At 38.7% G+C, this 26124-nt stretch carries 20 protein-coding genes; 10 read left to right on the top strand and 10 right to left on the bottom strand.

Features of this window, described 5'->3' with window-relative positions:
• Positions 1-744: 744 nt before the first annotated feature.
• The 5 genes from ccsA to DRF67_RS15700 all read right to left on the bottom strand — a co-directional run bounded on the left by ccsA (position 745) and on the right by DRF67_RS15700 (position 9218).
• On the bottom strand, positions 745-4020 hold the full coding sequence (gene ccsA / locus DRF67_RS15720; RefSeq protein WP_115929248.1) for a cytochrome c biogenesis protein CcsA: 3276 nt from the start codon (positions 4018-4020) through the stop codon (positions 745-747).
• A 286-nt stretch (positions 4021-4306) separates the two neighbouring features.
• Positions 4307-4888: a Crp/Fnr family transcriptional regulator gene (locus DRF67_RS15715; RefSeq protein ID WP_115929247.1), complete on the bottom strand. Its 582-nt coding sequence runs from the start codon at positions 4886-4888 to the stop codon at positions 4307-4309.
• 66 nt (positions 4889-4954) lie between these two features.
• Positions 4955-5539, bottom strand: coding sequence for a cysteine hydrolase family protein (locus DRF67_RS15710; RefSeq protein ID WP_228435826.1), 585 nt, complete (start codon positions 5537-5539; stop codon positions 4955-4957).
• Positions 5540-5746: 207 nt separating this feature from the next.
• Positions 5747-6247 carry a hypothetical protein gene (locus DRF67_RS15705; protein WP_115929253.1) on the bottom strand — a complete coding sequence of 167 codons (501 nt, stop codon included), beginning with the start codon at positions 6245-6247 and terminating at the stop codon, positions 5747-5749.
• Positions 6248-6257: 10 nt separating this feature from the next.
• A complete protein-coding gene (locus tag DRF67_RS15700; RefSeq protein ID WP_123912763.1) occupies positions 6258-9218 on the bottom strand; it encodes a hypothetical protein in 2961 nt (986 codons plus the stop codon).
• A gap of 585 nt (positions 9219-9803) precedes the next feature.
• Between DRF67_RS15700 and DRF67_RS15695 the strand changes: the two genes are divergently transcribed.
• From DRF67_RS15695 to DRF67_RS15675, 4 genes are all read left to right on the top strand, one after another.
• The gene (locus tag DRF67_RS15695) at positions 9804-12374 is read left to right on the top strand and encodes an FtsK/SpoIIIE family DNA translocase (protein WP_115929244.1); all 2571 of its coding nucleotides are present in this window, start codon (positions 9804-9806) and stop codon (positions 12372-12374) included.
• Positions 12375-12438: 64 nt separating this feature from the next.
• Positions 12439-13086, top strand: coding sequence for a LolA family protein (locus tag DRF67_RS15690; protein ID WP_115929243.1), 648 nt, complete (start codon positions 12439-12441; stop codon positions 13084-13086).
• A gap of 121 nt (positions 13087-13207) precedes the next feature.
• On the top strand, positions 13208-14665 hold the full coding sequence (locus DRF67_RS15685; RefSeq protein WP_115929242.1) for an LptF/LptG family permease: 1458 nt from the start codon (positions 13208-13210) through the stop codon (positions 14663-14665).
• 342 nt (positions 14666-15007) lie between these two features.
• Positions 15008-15649, top strand: a complete 642-nt coding sequence (locus tag DRF67_RS15675; RefSeq protein ID WP_115929240.1) for a hypothetical protein — start codon at positions 15008-15010, stop codon at positions 15647-15649.
• Between the two features lie 67 nt (positions 15650-15716).
• Here DRF67_RS15675 and DRF67_RS15670 read toward each other — a convergent pair whose 3' ends face one another.
• From DRF67_RS15670 to pyrH, 3 genes are all read right to left on the bottom strand, one after another.
• On the bottom strand, positions 15717-16778 hold the full coding sequence (locus DRF67_RS15670) for a 3-oxoacyl-ACP synthase III family protein (RefSeq protein ID WP_115929239.1): 1062 nt from the start codon (positions 16776-16778) through the stop codon (positions 15717-15719).
• A gap of 248 nt (positions 16779-17026) precedes the next feature.
• The gene (gene frr, locus DRF67_RS15665; protein ID WP_115929238.1) at positions 17027-17581 is read right to left on the bottom strand and encodes a ribosome recycling factor; all 555 of its coding nucleotides are present in this window, start codon (positions 17579-17581) and stop codon (positions 17027-17029) included.
• 568 nt (positions 17582-18149) lie between these two features.
• Positions 18150-18857, bottom strand: a complete 708-nt coding sequence (pyrH, locus tag DRF67_RS15660; RefSeq protein WP_115929237.1) for a UMP kinase — start codon at positions 18855-18857, stop codon at positions 18150-18152.
• A gap of 167 nt (positions 18858-19024) precedes the next feature.
• On the opposite strand from pyrH, the gene porQ reads away from it, so the two are divergent.
• From porQ to DRF67_RS15635, 5 genes are all read left to right on the top strand, one after another.
• On the top strand, positions 19025-20017 hold the full coding sequence (gene porQ, locus DRF67_RS15655) for a type IX secretion system protein PorQ (protein WP_115929236.1): 993 nt from the start codon (positions 19025-19027) through the stop codon (positions 20015-20017).
• Between the two features lie 83 nt (positions 20018-20100).
• Positions 20101-20775 (top strand): (d)CMP kinase, encoded by a 675-nt coding sequence (cmk, locus tag DRF67_RS15650; RefSeq protein WP_115929235.1) that lies wholly within the window; start codon positions 20101-20103, stop codon positions 20773-20775.
• A gap of 95 nt (positions 20776-20870) precedes the next feature.
• Positions 20871-21218 (top strand): YtxH domain-containing protein, encoded by a 348-nt coding sequence (locus tag DRF67_RS15645; protein WP_115929234.1) that lies wholly within the window; start codon positions 20871-20873, stop codon positions 21216-21218.
• A gap of 80 nt (positions 21219-21298) precedes the next feature.
• A complete protein-coding gene (locus DRF67_RS15640; RefSeq protein ID WP_115929233.1) occupies positions 21299-21607 on the top strand; it encodes a phage holin family protein in 309 nt (102 codons plus the stop codon).
• 3 nt (positions 21608-21610) lie between these two features.
• Positions 21611-22111 carry a phosphoribosyl-ATP pyrophosphatase gene (locus DRF67_RS15635; RefSeq protein WP_115929232.1) on the top strand — a complete coding sequence of 167 codons (501 nt, stop codon included), beginning with the start codon at positions 21611-21613 and terminating at the stop codon, positions 22109-22111.
• A gap of 104 nt (positions 22112-22215) precedes the next feature.
• Here DRF67_RS15635 and DRF67_RS15630 read toward each other — a convergent pair whose 3' ends face one another.
• Complete coding sequence (locus tag DRF67_RS15630) at positions 22216-22941, bottom strand: TrmH family RNA methyltransferase (protein ID WP_115929231.1); 726 nt, start codon at positions 22939-22941, stop codon at positions 22216-22218.
• Here DRF67_RS15630 and tamL point away from each other — a divergent pair.
• Positions 22927-25527 carry a translocation and assembly module lipoprotein TamL gene (gene tamL / locus DRF67_RS15625; protein WP_115929230.1) on the top strand — a complete coding sequence of 867 codons (2601 nt, stop codon included), beginning with the start codon at positions 22927-22929 and terminating at the stop codon, positions 25525-25527. The genes DRF67_RS15630 and tamL overlap by 15 nt on opposite strands.
• On the opposite strand, the gene DRF67_RS15620 is transcribed toward tamL, so the two are convergent.
• On the bottom strand, positions 25524-26081 hold the full coding sequence (locus tag DRF67_RS15620) for a SanA/YdcF family protein (protein ID WP_394337874.1): 558 nt from the start codon (positions 26079-26081) through the stop codon (positions 25524-25526). The genes tamL and DRF67_RS15620 overlap by 4 nt on opposite strands.
• Positions 26082-26124 lie beyond the last annotated feature (43 nt).

Here is a 26124-nt window from a genome sequence, read left to right as displayed (position 1 = left end):
TGAACAAAAAATCCCGGAAAATAAACGCAGGGTTCGCAAGGTAAATATGTTATTGTCTGCTTTATTTTTGTTCGCAAAGCCACTTCGTTCAGCTAAGAGATCATCTTACCCTTGCTGAGTGAAACGCCTTTACGAACAACGTTTCACTACCCTATAAACCATTGCGAACTTAGCGTTTATAAGATATCCACGGCAAAGCAGTTAGGAACAACATGAACAAAAAATCCCGTAAAATAAACGCAGGGTTCGCAAGGTAAATATGTTATTGTCTGCTTTATTTTTGTTCGCAAAGCCACTTCGTTCAGCTAAGAGATCATCTTACCCTTGCTGACTGAAACGCCTTTACGAACCACCCTATAAACCATTGCGAACTTAGCGTTAGGATAAAGCTCGATTACTTCTATTTATTACACGATGTTTTACTACTTCGTTTAGTTAAGAGCTAATCTTATCCTTGCTGAGTGAAACGCCTTTGCGAACAATATTTCACCACCCTATAAACCATTGCGAACTTAGGGTTAGGATAAAGCTCAATTACTTCTATTTATTACACGATATTTTACTACTTCGTTTAGTTAAGAGCTAATCTTATCCTTGCTGAGTGAAACGCCTTTGCGAACAATATTTCACCACCCTATAAACCATTGCGAACTTAGCGTTTATAAGATATCCACAGCAAAGCTAGGAACAACATAAAAAAATCCCGGAAAATAATTCCGGGATTTCAGTTATAGAGTCAAAAGTCTATTTCTTCGTAAGCTTTTTAAACTTGACATAAGAAACAGCTGATAAAGTAATCATTGTAGCGATTCCTATGTACACCCATGCCGGTACCGGAACAGGATCTCCAGCCGCATATGAGTGAAGGCCGCTAAGGTAGTAATTCACCCCAAAATACGTCATTACCATGGAACAGAAAGCAAACATTGTTGCCACATGGAACGCCCATCTGCTTCTTAAGCCTGGCACCAATCTCATGTGGAGAACGAAAGCATACACCATGATAGAAATGAAAGCCCAGGTTTCTTTTGGATCCCAGCTCCAGTATCTACCCCACGATTCATTGGCCCAGATTCCACCCAGGAAGTTTCCTACCGTCAGTGCAAAAAGACCAATTGTCAGTGACATTTCAGAGACGATCACCAGCTCCTTCAATGTGGTGTCATGGTGAATTTTATAGGTATCCTTATTGGAAATAATATAAAAAACAAGTGAGATCACGGCAATAATCATTGAGAGGGCAAAGAACCCGTAACTGGAGGTAATAATAGCAACGTGAACAATCAGCCAATAAGACTTCAGTACCGGAACAAGCGGTGTGATCTGCGGATCAAGAGCAGAACCTCCGTGCGCAAACCCCATCATGATAACCGCCACCATAAATCCGGCTGCCGGAATCAATGCATTGGAGTTTCTGTACAATATTAAACCTGCCGTAATCCCTACCCACGAGATAAAAATAATAGCTTCATACCCGTTACTCCACGGAGCATGTCCTGAGATATACCATCTTGCTACCAATCCCAGGAAATGGCATAGATATCCTATTAAACCAACAGCAATAATCGCCTTGATCGCTTTATTCAATATTTTACTAGGCTTGAATAATTCAACGAATCCCAGGATAAGAAGAAGTCCGCCAACAAGTGTATAGAAAATCAACAATTTAAAATTGATATCAGCTTTATTCATGAAGACTTCAAGATCTACTTTGGATTTTGCAGGAACAACTGCTTTCCCCCATTTCTGCTGGTATTCTGAAAGCTTTGCCAATTCGGCATCTGCTTTGCTCCAGTTTCCGGTTTTCTGAGCCGTTAAAGCTTCTGCAAAGTACGGACCCATTACCTGCTGGGATTCCATATCCGGTTCAAATTTCTGGTCCAGCCATGAATGCCATGTGTGATTGGCATCATTTTTTACAGGAACAATTCTCATAAACTGACCGCTGAAAAATTCGTTGAAAATCTGAACTCTTTCGTTTACAGCAATTATTTCTTTGTCATAATTCGTCTGCTCTGCCGGTTTTTTACGGAAAGCAGTGTTATAATCATGTTCGAGAATATACGTTAAGTTACCATTGGCATCTGCAGGGAAAAGATTCATCAGGGAAGTGTACCCTTCATCATTGGCTTTGGTCTTATTTTTCAGTTCGTCACCCCCTTTAGGTCCTACTTTGATCATTGGAACCATCGTCCAGCTCGGAGTATCTGTATTGATAGAAAGGAACCATTGGTTGGCAGTAAGATACTTCCCATCTGTTCCTTTGAACTTATCTTTTTTGTATAATTTTCTTAAAACGTCCAAAGCTTCTGTATTGATAGGAACAATTCTTCCCTCAAAGCTTTGAACCAGCAAATATCCGAATTTATCGGCATGCTCCTCGCTGATCCTGTTTCTTGCAATAATCTCATCAGGAGAAATCGATCTCATTTTTCCCAGTGGGGTTGCTAATGAGTTCTGCTTGGGAGCAGCCCCATCAAGCGGTTGAACGTCAGGAGCCGGTGCGTGGCTATGTCCGTCACCTTCCACATGAATATGCTCCCGGCTTCCATCTGTGGTGCCATGGGTTTCAATCTTCTGTGCATTTAATCCTAAACTTAAGAACAACAATACGACTGCTGCCAATTTAGTCTTCTTTTTATTGGCATCAGCAAGCATTTTATTCAGCTTCCAGAAGTGTGTTCCTTTCCAGAAGAAGATCACAAACATTCCCAGAAACAATAGTCCGTATCCGATATAAGAGATCAAAGTTCCCCAATAATCATGGTTTACAGAAAGTACGGTTCCCATTCTGTCCGGATCAAAGCTTGATTGGAAGAAACGGTATCCTTTATGGTTTAGAACGTGATTCATATAGATTTTATAAGGAGTCTCTTTTCCTTCGTCAATGATTTTCACATGGCTCTCGTAAGCACTTGGAGATGAACTTCCCGGATAGGTTTCCATTACGAAATCTTCCAGCTTCAAAGCAAACGGTGTATTGTATACTTTAGGTCCGAAGCCCACCATGATGTTTAAACCATCCATGGTTACCTGCTTGTAAGCATTCGGATTTCCTCTTTCTACGGAAAGATCTACAATCTGCGTGGTTTTTGGTCCCTGCAATTCAATCTGAAGCATATCAGGTACATTGACATCCTTTTTTCTGTCACCTTCAAAAGCCATCAGTTTTCCTTTTTTAAGGCCTTCAGGTACTACCAGCTTCAGCTCATTGATACTGTATAAACTTCTCATTGCCAAAGGTTGAAATTCATCCTTTACCGTATTCCCCGTAGCCTGTGTGGCCATGGTCATATAGGTAGCATCAACCGGAGTTTTGATGAAAAGTTTCCCCCCTTCATTCTTGAATTCCACAGCCCCTTCAATAGCTCTGTTAAAGGTCACCAGAGTTCCGTTGATCGATTTCGTTTCACCTGAGCTGATGTAAATATTCTGTCTTCCGGTGGTTCCGGTAGAAACCAAATGAAGGTATTCTTTTCCGTTAGGACCGGCAACAAGGCTGTCTTTTTTTCTCTGGATGTAATCCTTTGCAAAAACTTTTACTTCTTTTCCGTGGAAGTCATACGTCGCTTTAAAATCTTTATGTAACGGGGACATCAGATAAGGAACATCCTGATAATTGAGAACATCTCCTTTTTCTTCGATTTGGATTTTAAAGAAGTTTTTGTCCGTTACGATCTCATTGGAGGTTTCTCCCTCCCTGATGTGCATGGTCCCTTCAAAACTAATGTATCTTGTAATGGCACCACCAATAAAAATAAAAATAAAGGCAAGGTGAAAAACCAACACCGGCCACTTTTCTCTTTTCCAAAGTCGATATCTTCCGATATTTCCTATAAAGTTGAGAATGAGCAGGAACATGATTAATTCAAACCACTTTGCCTCATAAATTAATGCTTTTGCTGTTGGAGTTCCATAGTCGTTTTCTAAGAACGTTGCATAAGCCATTGCAAATGCGTACACCAGCAACAATACAGCCATTGTCCTGGTTGAGATAAGAATATCTTGGAGCTTCTTCATGATTTATTGTACTTGACATGCAAAAATAAGCATGATAAACAACAAAGGAGTTAAAAAAAGCTGTTTTTTGTCACTTTGGTCCCCATTTTGCTTATTTTGAAACATTCTTAATAAGCTTGAAAACATTAGGAAAAATTCAATTTTTAAAACCGCAAGAATATAGATTCATTATGACTATCCCAGTCATTGAATAGTTCTATATGATTGATTTAACTTTTATGTAAAGTATTAGTTTTCCGTTTATTAAAATCAAAGCATTTCATTGTAATTAAAAAAAACAGCTTCCTTATTTTTGGAGCGTTATTTTTTTTCGGATTTTACTGAGAAACTCATGAGTAATTCCCAGGTATGAAGCGACCTGTTGCTGGGTCAGGTTTTGTTCCAATCCGGGATATTTTTTCAGAAATTCAAGATACCGTTTGTCCGCTGTTTGACCCGTTAAGGAGAGAATTCTTCGTTGGAGTGCCACCGACGACTGTTGATTCATGATTCTGAAAAGCTTTTCTATCGGAGGCATCGTGACATACAGATGTTCCTTCTCTTTTTTTGAAATCATCAGCACTTCACTATCCTCAAGGGCTTCAATAGTCAAAATGCTCGGAATATGATTGATGAAACTGTCCAGGTCTGTAATCCACCATCCGGCAACAGCAAAATACAAAATCTGCTCAAACCCTTTTTCATTCAGATAATATACTTTAAAACACCCGCTTACAACAAACCCCTCAAAAAAGCAATAATCTCCTGCTTTGAGAACAACTTCTCTCTTTTTAAACTTCTTCAACTGAAACGGTGCTGCAAACCGTGCAAATTCTTCTTCAGAAAACACTGCGTACCGGCTGATATTTTTATACAGTAAATCGAACATGGTTTAATAAAAACAAAATAAAGATACCAATAATACCAGCATCTTTATTCACTAAGTTACTTTAAGCTATTTTCCGTTTATAAAATCACGGGTAGTCGTAACCCGGCTGTACAGGTTTCCTAAAGCTGATATTCCTGCGAGAAAAGATCTCTGAACTTCTGAAGCTTTTATAATTTGGCCACCCAGTTCTCTATCCTTTGTGGCAGTAGCATCCCCGATAATGGTATTGCTGAAGCCAAAATCGAAAGCAGCCCTGGTGGTAGATTCTATACACACATCCGTCATCATTCCTGTAATGACGAGATTCCTGATCCCTTTTGACTGAAGATATTCTAAAAGGCCAGTTTCCCTGAAACTGTTGGGGAAATGCTTTGTAATTATTTTTTCACCCGGTTTTGGTGAAACTAGCAGATTAATCTCCACACCTGAAGTACCAGGAAGAAAAAAGGCAGCTCCTTCATTGGCAGAAATATGTTGAATATGAATAACAGGAAGATTATTTTTCCTAAAATATTCTAAAATCTTTTTAGTGTTTTCGCCAGCCTGTTCAGCTTTTTCCAATGCCATTTTCCCTCCCGGAAAATAATCGTTCTGGACATCGATAATCAATAATGCGGTGTTTTCCATTGTTCTTTTTTGTTGTGCGTTCATGGGTAAGAATAAAGTTAGTGTTAAACATACTGTGAGTACATTTTTAAATCCGATTTTCATTTGTTATATTTTAATAGGGCAAAATTACAGAGCTCAAAATTCCTGGAATATGAACTAGTTCAAAAAAGTGCAGGTATACATGATAAAGGAAAAGGTTGCCTCAATCTGAAACAACCCTTAAGATACATTATTTAAAATGCATTGAATTTATTTCCAATAGCTCCACTTCAGACCGTCAAAAACAGCCATAGTTTTGCTTACAGTATCGTAACATACCATACCAGGATAGGGACTTTTAACATTGAGATGCGGTTCCGCTACCTTAGGAAGAATAAGCGCTTTGCTGGATGATTCCAACACCAAAATCCCCGGTGCATTGGTGGTATTGGATCCCATAACCACTCCATTCTGGCCCGAAGTTTCTCCACTGGTATTGAAAGAAACAGCTGCTACGGAGCCGGCATCACTCAACGGAACCCAGGCAGACTCAAGTTTCATTTTTAATACGCTATCATTTCTATCCATCAAAAGCGTTCCTTCTACGGCATTAGCCGGAAGTGTTTCTACGATAGGCAACAATATACCTTTTGTAGTATTTGCAGGAAAGTCCAACACCCCATCACCATCCACCTGACTTTTTTCAATGGCAACCTGTGCGGATAAGATTTCCGCACAGAATAACGCCCCTATTACAATTATGCTTTTCATTTTTGTCGCTTTATTCATTACAAGTTCTGGTTATACATTTCCAGGTGGTACCGTTATACAACTTAAAACATTTATCTGTGGTATCATAAATCAACATTCCTTCCACAGGCAGGGCAATGTTTTCCGGTGTCGTTCTGGTTACTACCAGTCCTTTATCTTTTGATTCCAATGCGATAAAACCATTGGGTATATTTCCAGGCCAGCCGCTCTGTGTATCCGTATGCCTTGTAATCCCCATTTTGGTATACCCATCCGGAGTTCCTATTTGTGGATTTTGGGTGCAATACGTCTGAAGATTAATTCCGAATGTAAAGTATTTATTAGCAGGAAAAGAATACCTGAAGACTGCTTTTCCATCCGAAAATGTAGCAGCTGAAATCAACTGTACGTTCTGGGAAAAACCACTGTCATCAGCCACCACCATAAACGCCTTATCAGTTGGTAAAATCCCGCTATAAGCCGAAAGATCAGCCTGTAGCCAGGTAACAGCTGTATTATTTGTTCTTTGTGCCAGCCATGACCGCTGAATGATTTTTCCGGGAGCTATACCATAATTCACCAATGTCAGATCCTGATTGTTATTATCCCCCATAAGAAGGAATGTATTATTCTGCAGGAAAGTCACGCGGGTAGGATCTATATTGGGCAACACAAAATTATTGCTCGTGGATACAGTCAGGATAATATTATTTTCTGCATTGATACTGGAGGAAACAACCTGATCCAAAATTGTTGCCACATCTTTCGCCATACCAAAAATATTATTATTGAAATTCGTATCTAAAGCAGAATTCCAAGTGATTGTTGTTTCATTCGCTGCAATATAGTTCTGTGGCTGCTGCAAGGTTACTCCATACTTTATGGCAAGATAAGATCTCACCCTCTGCTTTTCCACTGGAGATAATTCTCTTTCAAATCCAATAACTTCGCCGATGTCAGCATTTGGAAAATAACTTGGCTGGCTGCCTAAGATAGCTCCGCTTGCTGTTCTGCTGTTCGTTGCGGTAACCGTAGCATTTACATTTTGATTTTGCCCATCCAGTCCATAGTTAATAGAACCTCCCATGGTATAAGAGTAGTCTGTCAACTGTGTTTTCCCTTTCACTCTGGCCATTGTGGATGCCGTATAGGGCCCAACCTGCATATTTCCGTCGGTTCCTGAACTGGTATATACCGGCCAGTTAGCCTCTGTAAGTGCAGAGCCGGTCGTGGTACCTCCAAAGCCAAAATATTCATTATATGTACTCGGTCCAAAATCTCTTGGGTTGATCATGGTAAATACAGAAGAATCCATTCCATTGGCAGAGTAAGGTTTACCGGAAGGTACTACCATAAATTTTGCTCCTGATGCTGTTGCATCTCCAAAATCCGCAGAAGGATTAAAGTTATGTTTTACATCCGCAGGCACCAAAACAGGCTGTCTTGATGGGTTAGTTTGAGTAAAATCATTCCCTTCAACAGACTGATCTTCCCATCGATCCGGCGAAAAGCTTTTATCTGCTCTAAGCCACATCCTCAATCCATTATCTACGCCTCCCGGACCGATCACAAAAGTTGCAAAAGTGAAATATTCACCGGCAGAATCAGAAAAGTCTATATTGGGAGCCTGCACATAGCTGACTCCGTTTACTGTTGTTACGGATAAAGGCAACCAGGTGTCAGCTCCGTTAAACAAAGCATCTGTAGATCTTACCAGATAAACAGTATTTACCGGAACAGCAGGCAGCGCGATTGTGACGGGTTGTGTAAATCCTGAAGACCGCTGAACTTTCCATATGGCTGCCATTCTATAATTTGCTGTATTTCCTGCCGGTGGTGAAACCGGCACACTGTAGCTTCTTCTCAACCCATTATCTCCCCAGCTAAGAAACTGCATATTTTCCATGCTACTTGTATTGGCAGCGTTAGAGCTTACAAAAGTATTTGCCGCAATCACAACCTGAGTTACTTCTTCATTGACAGAGTTCGACTGTTTCTGATTGAGTGCAGATCCATTGTCTCTACCGATACCGGCAATATTATTGTTATAAGCAGAAGCTCCCGTACCCGTATGATCCCACATCATCGTTGTTCCGTCTGATGCAATATAACTTTGCGGTGTACTTTGGTCGAGAGTTATCCCATACTTATACCCCAGATAAGAATTCACTTTTTGTCTTTCAGCAGGAGTCTGGGTTCCTGAATACAGTATAAACTCACCGATTCTGTCTCCAGTCAATGAATTACTTCCGTTTCCGCCATCGTTGTCCATTAACAGAACCATTCCCGGATAATTACTGGTGGAGGAGACATTATTCGAAGGCTGCCCGAACTCCAAACCGTTATTTCCGAAAAGATAGTTCATGTTTCCTCCTGAAGCACTATTGTAATAAGACTGTATACTCGGAACGCCGGTCCCCACGGTATTGATCACTTTGGTACCGAAGAGCACATCACCAGACTCCTTTTCGTTATAAAACTCAGGGCGGTTATTTTGAGTACCAAAAAAAGGAGACTGCCAGGATCCCGCTATTTCCGTTGGATTGGAATTCACCAGAGTGCCATTCATGACAAATACCGATCTGTAAGACGCAGACGCCGTTCTGGAAAGGTGTATATATGAAGTGAGTGCATTGGTAGCGTTATCCGGAAAACCGGAAGGGAATTTATAACCGGACCGATATACATTGGTACTTATAATCTCGATAGCAGGATTAAAGTTAAAACTCGGAATAGCTGTTGCTGCACGGTAAACTGGTCTTGCACCGGCCCCTGGATCAGCATAATAACCCGGCATCCCTTGATTGGCAATCCCATTAGCACCACCTGTTTTCTGATTGGTCCACACGGGTACCTGTGCATTATCTGTCGTAGTTGCTGTACCCGCATCGGCTTTTACCCAAATTTGCAGATTGGCTGAAACACCACCAGGAGATTGCGCCCATAGCATACAACTACCCAACAAGAATACAAATAATAAATTCTTTCTCATTGATGCATTTTTAATATTATTGTCTTTTATGTAGCAAATCTTTAAGAGGTGCTGTTGAGTGGAATAGGTGAATGGAATATGATTACACAAAGCTTATATTATAGCTTTTATACAGGCCATTGGTAAACAACAGCAACCACTTTATGAAGATAGCTTTTTGATATTATGCAAATATAAAATATATTTTTTTAATTATATTATAAAAAATAATATTAAAATATTTCAATATTATTAATTTTTTCGAAAAAAAATCGCAGATCTATCACATAAAAAACAATCGCCTAATTTAAATTTTTAACTCATAATTAATTATCAATTTATTTTTTTTAATAACATGTTATTATTCAAGAAATTTATACTTAATTTAAAATCATGTAACGAATAAATAAATGAAAGTTAAAATAATTAACCTTTTCAGATTTGGATAAACAAAAAAAATAGCCTTATTTTATTCTACTATTAATAAAAAATATTTTTTAATCAGATTTTAAATAACTGCTCTACAAAGCGGGATTTCCAAAATGTTTTTTGGATAAAAAAGATTCATTTAATGTTGAAAAACATTAAATTTGCGACATTGTTATTATGGATAGAAAGACACAAAAAAAACAGACTGAATCGCCTGAAAAAGGCAGAATTTTATCTAAGCCACGCATATTCTTCGGGCTTACCTTCATCCTTTTCTCTGCCGTTCTCACGTTCTCTTTCATTTCTTATTTAATGAACTGGAAAGCAGATCAGAGCCAGGCAGGCACAATGCTTGATAAAAGCATAAAATCATCAAACGTTTTTGGTAAGGTGGGTGACTGGCTGGGAAATATTTTCATCTTTGAAAGTATCGGGATCGCTTCTTTTATTATTGCCTTTTTATTTTTGGTGGTAGGAACCCTGATTCTGAAAAAGAAGACCTTCAAACCATGGAAAACAATAGGACATTCTTTATTCTTTATTTGCTGGCTTCCTATTTTCATGGGAGCACTTACAAAAGGACAGGGTGTTTTGGGAGGCGTTTATGGCTTTCAGATCATGGATTATCTTAATTCCATTATTGGAGCTGTAGGGTTATGGACCGTACTGGCAGCGAGTATACTTCTGTATTTCATTCTTGAATTTAATCTTCGCCCAAGCTCTATCAAAGCAAAACTGGATAAGATCAATGAAAATACGATTGGCCGGGTAAAATCTATGATTCCTGATTCTGATGAAGATTTTGAAGCAGATGAAGACCTGAAGGAGGAAGCAGAAGAAGAAACAGCATCCAATGTCATCGTAAGCGATCTTACCCATCAGGATTCAAATAAGCCGATCGGTACAACAAAAGCCCCGGAACCTGTCAACGTTCCTAAAGGATTTCCTGAAGTTCCGGTTTCCACAGATATTGAAACAATTGCCACTCCCAATCATACTTCCTTTGAAGATGAGCAAAAACTGACAACTCAACCGGTCAGTTTACACTTGAGCACCAAGCCATCGGTTCCGGTATCTAGCCCGGAAGAAGCTTTTGACATCAGGCCTTCTACGCCTTCACCGGTGCAGACTTCGGTACCAGCACAGGAAAACATTAAATTCAATGTAGAAGTGGCTCCTGTAATTGACATTCTTGATGACTCTGAAAAGCAATCACAGGAACTTGTAGAAAAACACGGTTTGTATGACCACAAGCTTGATCTGGCTAAATTCCAAATGCCTCCTGTAGAATTACTGAAAGATTATGGCAGTGAAGAAATTTCCATCAACAAAGAAGAATTAGAAGAAAATAAAAATAAAATCGTTGGACTTCTGAAAAACTTCAACGTAGGAATTGCAGAGATCAAGGCAACAATCGGTCCTACGGTTACATTATATGAAATTGTACCGGAAGCAGGAATCCGGGTAGCCGCTATTAAAAAACTGCAGGACGATATCGCATTGAACCTTTCCGCGCTGGGAATCAGGATTATTGCTCCGATGCCCGGAAAAGGAACCATCGGTATTGAGGTACCCAGAAAAAATCCTACCATGGTTTCGATGCGTTCCGTGATCGCCTCCCAGAAGTTCCAGAATACAGACATGGACCTTCCGGTAGTTTTCGGGAAAACAATCTCCAATGAGATTTTTATGGCTGATCTTTCAAAAATGCCTCACCTACTGATGGCGGGAGCCACCGGACAGGGTAAATCTGTTGGAATCAATGCCATTCTGACTTCCCTTCTTTATAAAAAACACCCGAGCGAGCTTAAATTCGTTATGGTAGATCCTAAGAAAGTAGAATTGTCTTTATATTCAAAGATTGAAAGACACTATCTGGCTAAACTGCCGGATGCAGAAGAAGCGATCATCACAGATACCAATAAGGTAATCAACACCTTAAATTCCCTGTGTGTTGAGATGGACAACCGATACGATCTTCTTAAAAACGCCTTTTGTAAAAATTTAAAGGAATACAACAAAAAATTTGCTGAAAGAAAGCTGAATCCTGAAAACGGACACCGTTTCTTACCTTATATTGTATTGGTGGTAGACGAGTTTGCAGATTTGATCATGACTGCCGGAAAAGAAGTTGAATTACCGATCGCCAGACTTGCGCAGCTTGCAAGAGCTGTAGGAATTCACCTTATTGTTGCTACCCAGAGACCATCGGTTAATGTAATTACAGGTATGATCAAGGCCAACTTCCCGGCGAGGGCTGCTTTCAGAGTAATTTCCAGTGTAGACTCCAGAACAATTCTTGACTCTCCAGGGGCAGATCAGCTGATTGGTAAAGGAGATATGCTTTACTTCAACGGAAATGAGATTTTAAGGCTTCAGTGTGCTTTCGTAGACACTCCGGAAGTGGAAAGAATTGCAGAATTTATCGGAGAGCAAAAAGGGTATTCATCAGCGTTCCTTCTTCCTGAATATGTTTCCGAAGACTCTACAAGCTCTGCAGGAACTTTTGATCCGAATGAAAAAGATGCCTTGTTCGAAGAAGCAGCAAGAATCATTGTTTCTACCCAACAGGGTTCCACCTCTATGCTTCAGCGTCAGTTGAAGTTAGGATACAACAGAGCGGGAAGAATTATGGACCAGCTGGAAGCCAGCGGCATTGTAGGAGGCTTCAACGGAGCCAAAGCCAGAGAAGTCCTGATCAGTGACCTTCATTCTTTGGAACAGTTTTTGGAAGATCTGCGTAGCTAAAAGCAAAAACCATAGGGTTTAACCTTTTACAGTTAAGAATGTCTAAAGATTATTAAATAAAAAAATGAGAAATATTATTTCAAAAGTTATATTAGGAAGTTTTGTGGTAGGAGCAGTAGGTATGGCTAATGCACAGAAGATTGATGCTAAGGCAAAAAAAATATTGGATGATATTACAGCCAACTACAATTCTAAAAAGAATTCTTACTTCAAATTTTCTTTTGGAAGCGGTATGAACGGACAAGTGGCCAAAACGGAGCCAGGGATTTATTACGTTGCCGGTGAAAAATATAAACTGAAGATTATGGATACTGAACAGATCTTCGACGGAAACAAAATCTACAACATCAGCACAGATGATATGGAAGTAACTGTAGCAAAACCTAACGGAAGCAGTACCATGTTCTCCCCTATCAATTACCTGACGAATTACAGAAATGAGTACAACGTGACCTATAACGGGAAAAAGATGGTTAATGGCGTTAATACAGATTTCATTAAGCTCACTCCGGTAAAAGCAAACGGCATCAAGTATGTTTATCTGTTTGTAGATTCTGCTAAAAAACAAATGGTAAAGCTTGAACAACATGGCAGCAATAAGGATGTTGCAGTGATAGCCATTAAAGAATACAAGGAAAACCAGGAGCTGGATCCGAATATGTTTGTTTTTGATAAGAATAAGTTCAAAAACTATGTCATTACAGAACTTTAAAAGTAAAACGGATAACTGCAACGCTCAAAAATTTGCTGTGCACCCATTACTTTTGAAAAAAAAATAACAAAATATAAAAAGCCACAAGTAAACTTTGTGGCTTTTTGATTAATTTTGGCGCATGTTAAAAATACTAGACCGATATATCATAAAAACCTTCTTTGGACCGTTTTTCTTTATATTCAGCGTTTTGTTTTTCATTTTTATTGTAAACATTATCTGGGTTCAATTGGGACAGTTTATGGGAAAAGGATTGAGTTATCTTCAGATCCTGAAACTTCTTTTTTACCTTGGGGTGAACGTCATCAGTATGGTTCTTCCCCTCACGATTCTTCTCGCCAGTATTATGTCATTTGGTGAATTTGGAGAGCGTTACGAACTTGCTGCAATGAAAGCTGCGGGAATTCCACTGACCAGAGTCATGACCCCGTTGTTGGGAATTGCTGCCGCACTTGCCATCATGCTGTTCTTTTTCTCCAACAATATTATTCCGGATTTTCAGAAAAAGGCAAAAAACATGCTTTTCAATATAGCTCAGACCAAACCGGCGATTAACTTCACACCGGGACAGTTTATTGATCAGATACCCGGATACATGGTAAAGTTTGATAAAATATATGGAGATAACGGAGAAAATATTGAAGGGGTTTTTGTACACAAAAAAGCCAGTTCTTATGAAAACCAGCAATCAGTAGTAGCGGAAAAGGGAAAATTTGTACCGGCAGCCAATAAAAACTTCCTGAAACTGGTTCTTTACAACGGTTACGTATTTGAAGACGCACATGCTGGAAAAGGGGAATCGGCAAGGCTGAAACAGCCTGATCAAGCTATTAAATTCGATACTCTGGTCTCCCACTTTGACATCAGTGAGATCATCAATAAAGCCATTGAAAAAGAACAAATCACCGATGACTTCCGTTTTCAGACCTATGGTCAGCTAAACGGAACGATTGATAAGAATAAAAAGGAAAACGAGCTGTTCTTCAAAAATATCGGCGCCGAAGTGTTGAGCCAGACCAATTCGGTTGTCAGCTATATGGATGTTGGAAACAAGAAAAAAGAAGCCCCGAAATCACAGATCAAACTGGACAGCATCAAAGGTGAAAAGAAGCTGGAGATCATTTACCAATCTTATACCCGATTAGATAACCTGAAAAGCACCCTGGAATCCAAGAAGAACGAGTTCAGCTCCAATGTAAAATACTTCAGCAAGATCGTCATTTACCAGCAGAGAATTGTATCCTATTCTGTGACCTGTATCATTTTCTTCCTGATTGGAGCCAGTTTGGGATCTATCATCAGAAAAGGAGGTATGGGGCTTCCGGTTATTATTGCCATCGTAATTTTCATCGTCTTTTACGTAATGAATGTTGGGGTTGAAAACATGTCCTGGAGCGGAAAAATGAACCCTTATCTGGCGGCATGGCTTCCAAATCTCATCCTTCTTCCCTTTGGAATATGGATGACGTATAAAGCCCTCACCGATTCGCAGCTGTTTGACGCAGAGAAATACAAAGCTCTGTTTAAGCCGATTACGAAAAGGTTTTCAAAAAGCAGAGAGCATAAAAGATATCAATAAGATTAGTTTTATAGATAAACACACCAAAGATCCAGTTCGCTGGATCTTTTTTATTGCATTCATATAAATTTTCAGTTTTGCAGACTGTCCATTTGTCAAAGCAAAAAAAGTCGAAAGGAAAATAAGATTCTCTTAAAAATCAGGAGAAAAAAGAATTGGACTTAGAAATTTATCTCGGAAGTAATCAGTAATTCTACAACAGATAAACTTTCACAATCAGTGAGATGAACTATGACCACACTGTAAACTGCAAATAAAGAAAAATAGAGGCTTTCAAATTGAAAGTCTTTTTGGATGGCTTTACTTTTTTGTATTTTTACCCAACACCAAACCCTATATACTATGAAAATACTATTCCTCATGGCCGGACTGCTCGCCCTACTGTCATGCAAAGAAAATCAAAAAGAGAACCCCTCCACATCATCTGTTTCGCGGGACAGTGCTGTTGTAAAAAAGGATCCTCTACAAGCAATCTCTTCAGACCCCATTGATCAGATAAAAAAAGAATATACAGCTCTGCAGGATCAAATGAATGCGAAAAAATTCAGCACTTCAAAATTCACATATGATTGTAACGGGGAGCCTACAGGTGAAGTTGTTTTCCATTCTGACAAAGACAACGTTAAAATCATTGAACATTTTTACGCTGAACATTCTCATTTTTCAGCAGTTGAAAGATATTTTATAAAAGAGGGAAAACCGTTCTTTATTTTCACTGAAGAAACAGTCTGGAATTTTGATGGCGGCACCCCGGAAAAGCCTGTTACGAAAGATGATATTACAGAAACCCGTACGTATCTGCAAGATGGGCAGCCACTGAAATGCCTGGAAAAGAAATACAGCATAAGATCGAACCATAAAACGAAATCTTCTCGAGATCAATTTGCCAACAAAGAAGTTCCGTGCCATGCAGATCAGCTGCTTAAGGCTTATGAAACTTTATTGAAGCATAAAGACCAGAAAGGAGCTGTCCGATGTCTGTAAAAAAAAAGAGGTTTCAGAAGAACCTCTTTTTATGATACACTGAAATTTCAGTTTGTATGTGTGGCAGCTAGAATTTGTACACAAAAGCATTAATGTTCATACCTGCCCCTACTGAGGCAAACAGAACCACATTATTCTTTTCAATCTTATGGTGATCCAGCTCATCGTTTAAAATCATTGAAAGTAGAGACGGAATGGTCGCCACGCTGCTGTTTCCAAGCTTTTGAATGACCATTGGCATTATATTCTCAGGAACCGGGGTATTATACAGCTGATAGAATCTATCAACGATGGCTTCATCCATTTTTTCATTGGCCTGATGAATAATAATCTTGTCAAGCTGATCGATAGTATATCCGCTGTTATCGAAGCATTTCTTCATCGCATCAGGCACATTCACAAGGGCAAATTCGTAAATTTTCCTTCCATCCATTTTGATGTATCGGGTATCGGGGCATCTTTCATTATTATAAGATTTTCCAAAATACAGAAAGTCTTTCTCTTTGAAAGTATAGGAAGCAGACAAATGGGATTTAATCCCTGAATCATCATCTTTATTAATCTCTAAAACTGCCGCTCCTGCACCGTCAGCATAAATCATACTGTCTCTGTCATGAATATCCACAACACGCGAAAGCGTCTCAGCACCTATGACCAGACACCGCTTGGCAATTCCGGCTTTAATGAATGCATTAGCCTGTATCATACCTTCTATCCATCCCGGACAGCCAAAAAGTACATCATAGGCCACACAGAAATTGTTTCTGATCCCTAATAAATGCTTTACTCTGGCTGCAAGGCTGGGCACCGTATCCGACTGAACCGTTCCGAAACGGACGTCCCCAAAATTGTGGGCAAATATGATATAATCCAGTGTTTCCGGATCTATCCCCGCATGATCTATGGCCTTTTGAGCAGCAATTAATCCCAAATCTGAAGTGACCTGTGTGGTCTGAGCATACCTCCGTTCTTCTATTCCTGTGATCTTTTTTAATTTGTCTGTAATAGTTGCATTATTTTCTTTTAATAATATGCCCTCTTCATTAAGAAAAATGTGTTTATCAAAAAATAAATTAGTAATTGTTTCTGATGGGATGTAGTTGCCTACTCCAATAATCTTCGTCATCATTATAATGTTTAAATTTCCTGCTTTTAAATGACTTCAGGAATAATTGTATAAATATAACAAATTAACGTCAATACTTATCAAAATATTATAGAGACGAACAGTATTGTAACAAAAATTCAAAACAACCCATCTACAGGGCGCTTGAATGTAACTTTCATTAATAAAAAAGTTGGATTCAGAATCAGATTCGGCAAAAACAAAAGAGGTTTCCCCTCGGAAACCTCTTTTTTATTTTAAAAAACTGAAAATTATACTTTCATAATTTCAGCTTCTTTTGTTTTCAGATGCTCATCGCAAAGTTTTACATATTTATCAGTGTAATTCTGAATCTCCTCTTCTACTCCTTTGATCACGTCTTCAGAAACACCCTCAAGCTTTTTAAGTTCTTTCAAACCGTCCTGTCTTGCGTTTCTTACCGTCACCTTCGTTTGCTCAGCTTCGGTCTTAGCCTGCTTGGCCAGCTCTCTTCTTCTCTCCTCCGTTAAAGGGGGAACATTCAGAATAATATTCTCTCCGTTGTTAGAAGGTGCAAAACCTAAATTGGAGTTGATGATCGCTTTTTCAATGGCATTGATCGCTGTTCTGTCCCAAGGTTGAATAGAGATGGTCATTGCATCTGGAACAGAAACATTGGCTACCTGGTTGAGAGGAGTCTGAGCTCCGTAATATTCAACCATTACATCCTGAACCATCGATGTAGAAGCACGTCCCGCCCTAATTCTTTGAAATGCATGATCCAAGTGCTTTACCGCTGCATCCATGTCCTGTTTTACAGATTCTAATATAAGATCTAATTCTTCCATTATTATTTGATAGTTTGATAAATTACACATATTATAAAACACTGAATACCAAAGCAGTGATACTTGTAAATCACTTCACCTTCATTATCCATGACATCGTTTACCTGCCGCTTTTTACTATTCAGTGCTGCAAAAATAATGATTGTTTTTGATATAAAGTGAGTATGACTGTCTATTTTTCATCAACGCCGTTAAGGATAGAATAAAAAGTATTGAAAATAGCCTTATTAAAAGTATGGCATGCTATCCTCTCCTATTTCTACTCTGCTTTTTCGGATCAGGTACAAAAGTTTGGGGGGAACGAAATATTTTTCTAAATATAATTTTGCCTTGAAATCGAAGAGGATCAATATCATTCTATTCCATTAACTCAACTTTCTGCGTGGCCTCTATCTAACGCCTGATCCGTTTTTTCAGCTGTGAGAACAATGAGATCTCCAAAAAAAAACCAGCTGCCACTACAATTAAGTTGTGACAGCTGGTTTATATATTTTCAAGTCCTGTACAATAGTTACAGAAATATAGCGCAAATAAGTTATACTATCTATTATTGATCGCCTGTGCTTTATTATAAATTTACCAATGTACCTACATTATCTCCATCCACAATTTTTTCCAGGTTTCCTATTTTATTCATATCGAATACAATGATAGGCAGTTTATTTTCATGGCTTAGCGTAAAGGCGGTCATATCCATTACCTTAAGGTTTTTTTCAAATACTTCATCGAAAGATAATGAGTTGTATTTTACTGCATCGGCATTCTTCTCAGGATCGCTATCATAAATCCCATCCACTCTTGTTCCTTTAAGAATCACGTCAGCTCCTATTTCGATTGCTCTCAGGGTAGCTGCAGTATCTGTAGTGAAATAAGGGTTTCCTGTTCCCGCCCCGAAGATGACCACTCTTCCTTTTTCAAGATGTCTTACTGCTCTTCTTTTGATGAAAGGTTCGGCTACTTTATCCATTTCGATAGCAGACTGAAGCCTTGTTTTGATTCCTGCATCTTCCAATGCCCCTTGCAATGCCATTCCATTGATTACAGTGGCCAGCATTCCCATATAATCACCCTGCACCCTATCCATTCCTTTGGCAGCTCCAGCAACACCACGGAAAATATTTCCACCTCCGATAACGATTGCCACCTCACATCCTTTATCAACTACTTTTTTGATCTCTTCAGCGTATTCCTGCAGTCTCTCGTTGTCAATACCATATTGTCTGTTCCCCATTAAGGCCTCACCACTCAGTTTCAGAAGGATTCTTTTATATTTCATCTTTTATTTTTAATAAACTTTTATTAGTACGGGTTTTCCCAAATTTTGATTTTGCAAATATAATCATTAAAAATATTGATAAAAGAAAAATATTTAATTAGAAATAATGTCAGAAATATTTTGAAAAGTACGAAAAAGGATTATTTTTGCATTAATTATAAATTGAGTTGAAGAAAATTATCATTTTTTCATTATTTCTATCAGGAATTGTTTCTTATGCGCAAATGGGAACAAATGTGTATCCGTTCTTAAACGTACCTGTATCTGCAAGACAGGCCGCTCTGGGTGGTGATGCAATTTCGATAAGAGATTATGATGTTTCCTTTGCTATTGCAAACCCGGCTCTCCTAAATAAAGATTCGGACAAACAGCTTTCAGTAAATGCTACCGCTTATCTTGCCGATTCTAAATATGGAACCATTGCCTATGCCAAAGATTTTGAAAATGGTCACATGGCCACTATCAATGCAAGGTATATGAGCTACGGAAGTATTCCACGAACGGATGAAAGTGGTTTTGAAAATGGAGAATTTAAAGCGTCTGATGTAGCTATTGGCGCGGGTTATGCTTACCAGTTTGAAGAAGACTGGACTATTGGTGGAGGGCTTAATTTTGTAACCTCAAAAATAGACAATTATACTTCTTCCGCCATCTCAGCAACTGCGGGAGTTACCTATCATAATAAAAAGAACAAGGAAGTACTTTCTCTTGTTCTTAGAAATTTTGGTTTTCAGCTGAAGTCATTCAATGGAGTACGGGAAAATCTTCCTTTCAGAGTGGATCTGGGTTATACCAGAATATTAAAGAACTTCCCTCTTGCGATTACCCTTACAGCTCACGACCTTCAGAAGTTTGATATTTCTTCAGAATATACTGCAGACGGCCAGAAAGTAAATGCAGGCAGAAAAATTGCAGACCATTTTTCTCTGGGGGCAGAACTGTTTCCGGAAAAAAACTTTAATATCAGACTGGGATATAATGTGAAGAGAGGCAATGAACTTGCCGTAGCGGATCAGAGAAATTTTTCAGGACTTTCTGCAGGATTTGGTGTGAAAGTATCGAGGTTCCGTATAGACTACGCCCACGTAAGATATCACAACTCATCGAATGTCAACCAGATAGGAGTTTCCATGGATCTTTCCAGCCACAGGGGAGAATAATCTTTCACCTGAAATTTTCTTAATTATTCTGAAATTTTCTTACTTCTTCTTGATTTTTAAGAAAAAATCTTGAAATTTGCAGTATGAAAAAACCTGTAATAGCGATCGATGGGTACTCATCTACCGGAAAAAGCTCTATCTCCAAAGTCATTGCCGATAAGCTGGGCATTATTCATATGGATACGGGAGCACTTTACCGTGGAGTAACCTGGTTTGCCTTGCAGCATTGTCTGGATGCCTATGGCGAAATAGATCTGAGCCAACTGTTCTCCTCCCTTCATCAGATCGACCTGGAATTTAAAAATAACGAAGGAACACTTATTCTTTTCCTTAACCATACCGATATTTCCAAAGAAATCCGTACACAACAGGTTTCTGATAATGTCAGCCTTGTCGCCAAACAGAAAGAAGTAAGAGAATTTTTACTTCATTCCCAGCGTTCTTTGGCAGAAAAAGGAGGTGTCATTATGGATGGACGTGACATAGGGACCGTAGTTCTGCCAAATGCTGATTATAAATTTTTTCTTACCGCCAGTATTGACGAAAGAACCAACAGACGGTTTTTGGAATTACAGGGCATGGGTATGGAAGCTGATAAGGAACAGGTGAAACAAAATCTTATGGAAAGGGATAAGATAGACAGCGAGCGGGAAATAGCGCCTTTAAAACAAGCGGATGACGCCATTGTGATTGATAATTCTGATCTTACCAAGAAAGAAACCATAGATCTTATTCTTTCCTATATAGAAAAGATTTAACAATTTTTAATAGGCATAATCGGTCCTTTGGTATACAAATTGCAAGTTTTATTAGTGTAAAAACTAATCTATTATTAACTATTAAAAAACTTAAAATGTCAAAAGGAAAAAATACAGCAGGTATATTAGCGGGACTTCTTGCAGGTGCTGCAGCAGGTGTAATCTTAGGAATGCTTTATGCACCGGAAGAAGGTAAAGAGACCAGAAAGAAAATTAAGAACAAAGCTAATGATTTAAAAGATCAGGCTAAAAACACATACGGAGAAGTTTCGGAAAAAGTAAAAGATCAGTATGACAATATCTCTTCTACTTTCAAAGAAACAGCAAATAACGTAGCACATACTGTGAAAGACGGATACGACAAGTACAAGGATCAGATTGTTTCTAAAACTGCAGATGTTGTAAAAGATGTGGAAGCGGAGCTTAACGATCTAAAAAAATAAGTAATTTACCTTTTTTAAGTAAATTACAGAAAGGAACTTTTGCGCGAAAGTTCCTTTTTTTGTAACTTTAAAAAAAAACAATGATAGAAACTATTAAAGAATATGCCTCGAAGAGAATAGATCTCCTGAAAATTGAAGCCACTGAAAAGTCTTCACTTTCTGCCGGGCTCATTACCTACTTTGTAGTACTGCTTGTTGCTTTTGCTTTTTTTATTATCCTTTTCAATTTCGGAATCGCTTTCCTTATTGGCAAAGCCCTGGATAATTATTCATACGGATTCTTAATTGTTGCTGCATTCTATGCCCTGGTTATGGCTTTTGTAGTCGCATTCAAAAATAAGATCGTCAATGCTGTTGCAGATCAGGTTATTAAATTTTTAAATCATTAAGCTATGGGCAGAAAATACGAAAGCATAGAAGAATTAAGGAGAAAGAAAAAACTGCTTCAGGGTGAAATCAGTGATCTTGAAAATCTTCTTACCTTCAAAAATACAAAAGAAAGCCTGAGTGCTTTTACCAATGGTTTGAGCGATCAGTATCTGCAGGAAAAAGTGGATGAAGACGGTGATGAAAAAGTGGTTCTGAGAAAAGACGTTATTGCCAGGCAGCTGACTTCAGAAGTGAAAGATTTACTCATCAGCAAAAATACAGCTGTGGGCATTGCCAGCTCAGCATTCGGGGGTGGCAACATTACAGATGGTTTAGTTAAGCTTGGTGTTACTGCCATAGTGGGAAATTATGCCAAGAAGAACATAAAAAGCTCCAATTGGAAGAAAAAACTCATTGGTGCGGCATTGATTTATCTTGCGCCTATAGCGTTAAAATACATCAGAAAAAAGATGGAGGTGTATCAGAAAAACAAAAGTGTTTCCAGTCTGGAACAGCTTATATAAATGAAATTCCGGATGTCAGATGTAAGATTCAAGACATAGACAGCTTTACCTAAGCTCACCGTCAAAACCTCACATCTGATATCTGAAGTTTCTGTCTCTAAAATCTATTTCGAAAACAATTGTCCTAAGATAATTCCGGCAGCCATAGAAACATTCAGACTTTCTGTAGACTGGGATTTTCCAAACCTGGGAATGCAGATCGACTTTTGAAGCAGTTTTTCTGTTTCCGCTCTCATTCCGTTTCCTTCATTCCCTAAGATCAGATTGATCTTTTCAGGTTTTTCGAAAGTATAGATATTCTCTCCATCCATATCCGTTCCAATATTCACATTTTGCGTTTCTGAGAGATATTCTACGAGATTGGTATACACAACATTTACCCTGGTAAAAGATCCCATCGTGGCCTGGATTACTTTTGGATTATAAAAATCCACCGTATCTTCACTGCAAATAATCTGTTCTATCCCAAACCAGTCGGCAAGCCTGATAATGGTTCCTAAATTTCCGGGATCCTGAATTCCATCCAGTACAAGCTGAATATTCTGATCCTCCATTATCTCTTCCTGAGCAAGGTAACACACGGCGACAGAATCTTTTGGAGTTTTCAGAAAACTGATTTTTTTTAACTCATTTTCAGAGATATGAGTTATTGGGCTATCACTCAGGTCCAGTTTTTGTGGATCGGTTGATAATATTTCTTTAATTTTAAAGTTAGAATTGAAAAGTTCACAAATGATTTTATTACCTTCAACCAAAAACAAATTGTATTTTTGTCTGAACTTCTTTTTATCTAAAGACTGTAAAATTTTTATTGTATGAGCTGTAAGCATTATAAGAATTCTCCTCAAAAATATTATAAAATTATCTCATTTGCAACATTTGTTGGTCTCCTTTATGCTTGTAGTACGACAAAAAAAGTTCCCGACGGCGAATATCTCCTTACCAAGAACAACTTTGAGTTCGAAGACAAGAAGGAGTTTTTTGATGAGGAACTGAAAGATTATGTACAGCAGAAGCCTAATAAAAAGCAGCTTCTATTCATGCCATTAAGCTTGGCTTTCTACAATATGGCAAACCCCAAATATGATACGATACTTAATGAATATATGACTTATCCCGGTGAAATGAGAAATCAGAAACTGAGGGATTCTTTATTCATTAAATATGATATGAAAAGCAGTGTAGGAAAAAGCCTTTTCTTAGACCGTATTCTTCACAGCTGGGGAACACCTCCTGTCATTCTGGATCAGACCAGAACGGAGAAAAGTGCAGAGTCTATTAAAAAGAGGCTGACCTACAGAGGATATTGGGATGCAGATGTAACATTCAAACATAGTCTTGATTCTTCAGCTAAAAAGGCTGCTGTAAATTATTTCATCAAACATAACGAAGCAACCCGTATCAAAGATTATTATTTTAATATTCCTGATCCGAAAATCAAAGGGTATTATACTTATAATCTGAACAAAAGCCTGATACGGTCCGGACAGATCCTTGACCAGACTATTCTTGAAAAAGAAGTGACGAGGATCACCGATATGATGAGAGAATTTGGTTTCTACAAATTCAATAGTTCTAATGATGAAATTTATTTTGTAGCAGACTCTCTGAAAAGCAGAACGCAGGTTCCGCTTACGATGGAAATTCATAAGGATTCTCTGGACAGACCCTACAAAATTTCAACGTTTGGGAATATCGATGTTGCAATTGTTGATGAACCGGGTGATTATCCTAAGAATACAAAGAAAGACAGTTTACGGAGAATACGATTCCATATGATGAACAATAAGTATAAGCCGTCATCCATATGGAGAGCCATTATTCCGGACAACAAACAGGTTTTTGACCAGAAGAAGCTGGATATGACCAAAAGGAATATCATGGCGATGAATAACTTCAGTATTGTAAAGGCAAGAGACTCCTTAAGACAAGGCGGAATGGCATCCCCTAACGACAGTATTGTAGATGTATTGTATGTACTGAAACCCCTTCCGAAATATGAGCTTAAAGTAGGACTCGATGGTAATTATTCCCAGATATTAAACCTGGGGATCTCTCCTTCTGTGGATCTTACCACCAGAAATCTCTTCAAAGGGGCAGAAAACCTTTCTACCAGCCTTTCAGGAACATTCGGCTCTATCAGAAGTACCAAAGATATAGGTAAAAGAGTGCCGGCTTATGAAATATCAGCTCAGGCCTCTCTTAATTTTCCAAGGCTGCTGCTTCCTTTTAATTATTATAAATTTCTTCCGAAACGATATACGCCTACGTCATCCATCCTGTTAGGGGCTTCCATCCAGAATAATATAGGTCTGGGAAGAGTCAACTTCAATACGGGATTAAATTACCAGGCTAATATTAATGATCAGGTGTATCACAAATTAACACTGTTCAATACCCAGGTCAGCTTGACTAAAAACAAAGATGCCTACTACGACTACTTCGTCAACGATCAGGTCGTAAAAGATGAAATATTTGGGGATTATTTCGAGTTTGATCCGGATACCAAGACGAAGTTTGAGAATGGACAGCTTACGATAGACGAAGTGTCAAAAAGAATTATCGAGAACAAAGATTATAGTGGAAGCTTAGATCAGCAGGGAACAGATCTATTGACAGCATTCCGTGGAACACTGGTGAACAAAGACAGACAGACACAGGATGTCCTGATCTCTTCCATGATCTACAACTTCGTATACAGTGAAATCGGAAAGAAGGACTATCCTAATGCTTTTTACTTTAATGGTAAAGTGGAGCTTGCGGGAAATCTTCTGAGTGTCTTTACCAAAAAAGATAATAGCGGAGGTATTGTCTCAGGTCCTCAGGGAACCATCTTCGGGATCCCATATGCCCAGTTTGTGAAGTTTGATATCGATACCAGAAAATATTTTAAATTCAATGGAAATCAGACCCTGGTGCTCCGCCAGTTTGTTGGAGTTGGTATTCCTTATGGAAACTCAAAGGATATGCCTATCATTAAATCTTATTTTAACGGAGGTTCAAATGATATCAGAGCTTGGGTTGCCTTTGGTGGATTGGGACCTTCCGATTCCCAGGTTGACGAGAGAGTGCGTACCTACATGACCGATAATGTAAAGCTTACTACGAACATTGAATACAGAATTCCGTTCAGCAATATGTATGAAGGAGCTTTGTTTACCGATATCGGTAACACCTGGAGTCTCCGAAATAATAATAACGGCTATGGAGATGAATTTAAATTCAATAAATTCCTGGGACAGATGGGGGTAGGTAGCGGATTCGGATTAAGAATAAATGTAGCCTACATTACCGCAAGGATAGATCTTGCCTATAAGATCTATGATCCTAATAAACCCTTGGGCGACCGATGGAGGTTTAAAAACTTTCAGCCTTTCAAGCCTACACTGAATATTGCATTCGGATACCCATTCTAATCCGGAGAAACACCCAGAATAAAATAGACTACAGCAATTACCCTGGCGAGGATTTCCCTCGCCTGGTTTCTGTAGAAGCTTTCCGGTTTGGTGACATCCTGAGCATCAAAGCCCAAAGCATTCATATCATTATTTCTCGCAAAGAATAGCGCCCGTAGATTGTGATATCCCTGCGATACAATGATCACATTTTTCTTTTTATATACGTCTTTACACCGAAGAATACTTTTATACGTATTGAATCCTTTAGGATCTTCCACGATGATATCTTCAGGAACTCCTTCCTGATAAATCAGATAATTTTTCATAGCACCGGGTTCATTATACCCTTTGCTTCTTTCACCACTTACAATAATCTTTTTAATTTTCCCATGGTGATAGAGAAGCGCTGCGGCATCCATTCTTTTTGTAAAATAAGGATTAGACTGTCCTGATCTCATTTTGGGAGAGGTCCCCAGGACCAGGGCAACTTCGCGGGGAGGTATTTTGGATATTTTGGTATAAGTGCGCCCATCGGTAAGCCCGAAAACCCACACATTGCACAAGCATATCATTAGAATACCCAATTCTATTGATATGAAACCTAAGTTAAATATG

Source organism: Chryseobacterium pennipullorum, from assembly GCF_003384725.1.
Taxonomy (GTDB): domain Bacteria; phylum Bacteroidota; class Bacteroidia; order Flavobacteriales; family Weeksellaceae; genus Chryseobacterium; species Chryseobacterium pennipullorum.
Note: the sequence above shows the minus strand (reverse complement) of the source record. Positions and strands in the feature narration are given on the sequence as shown.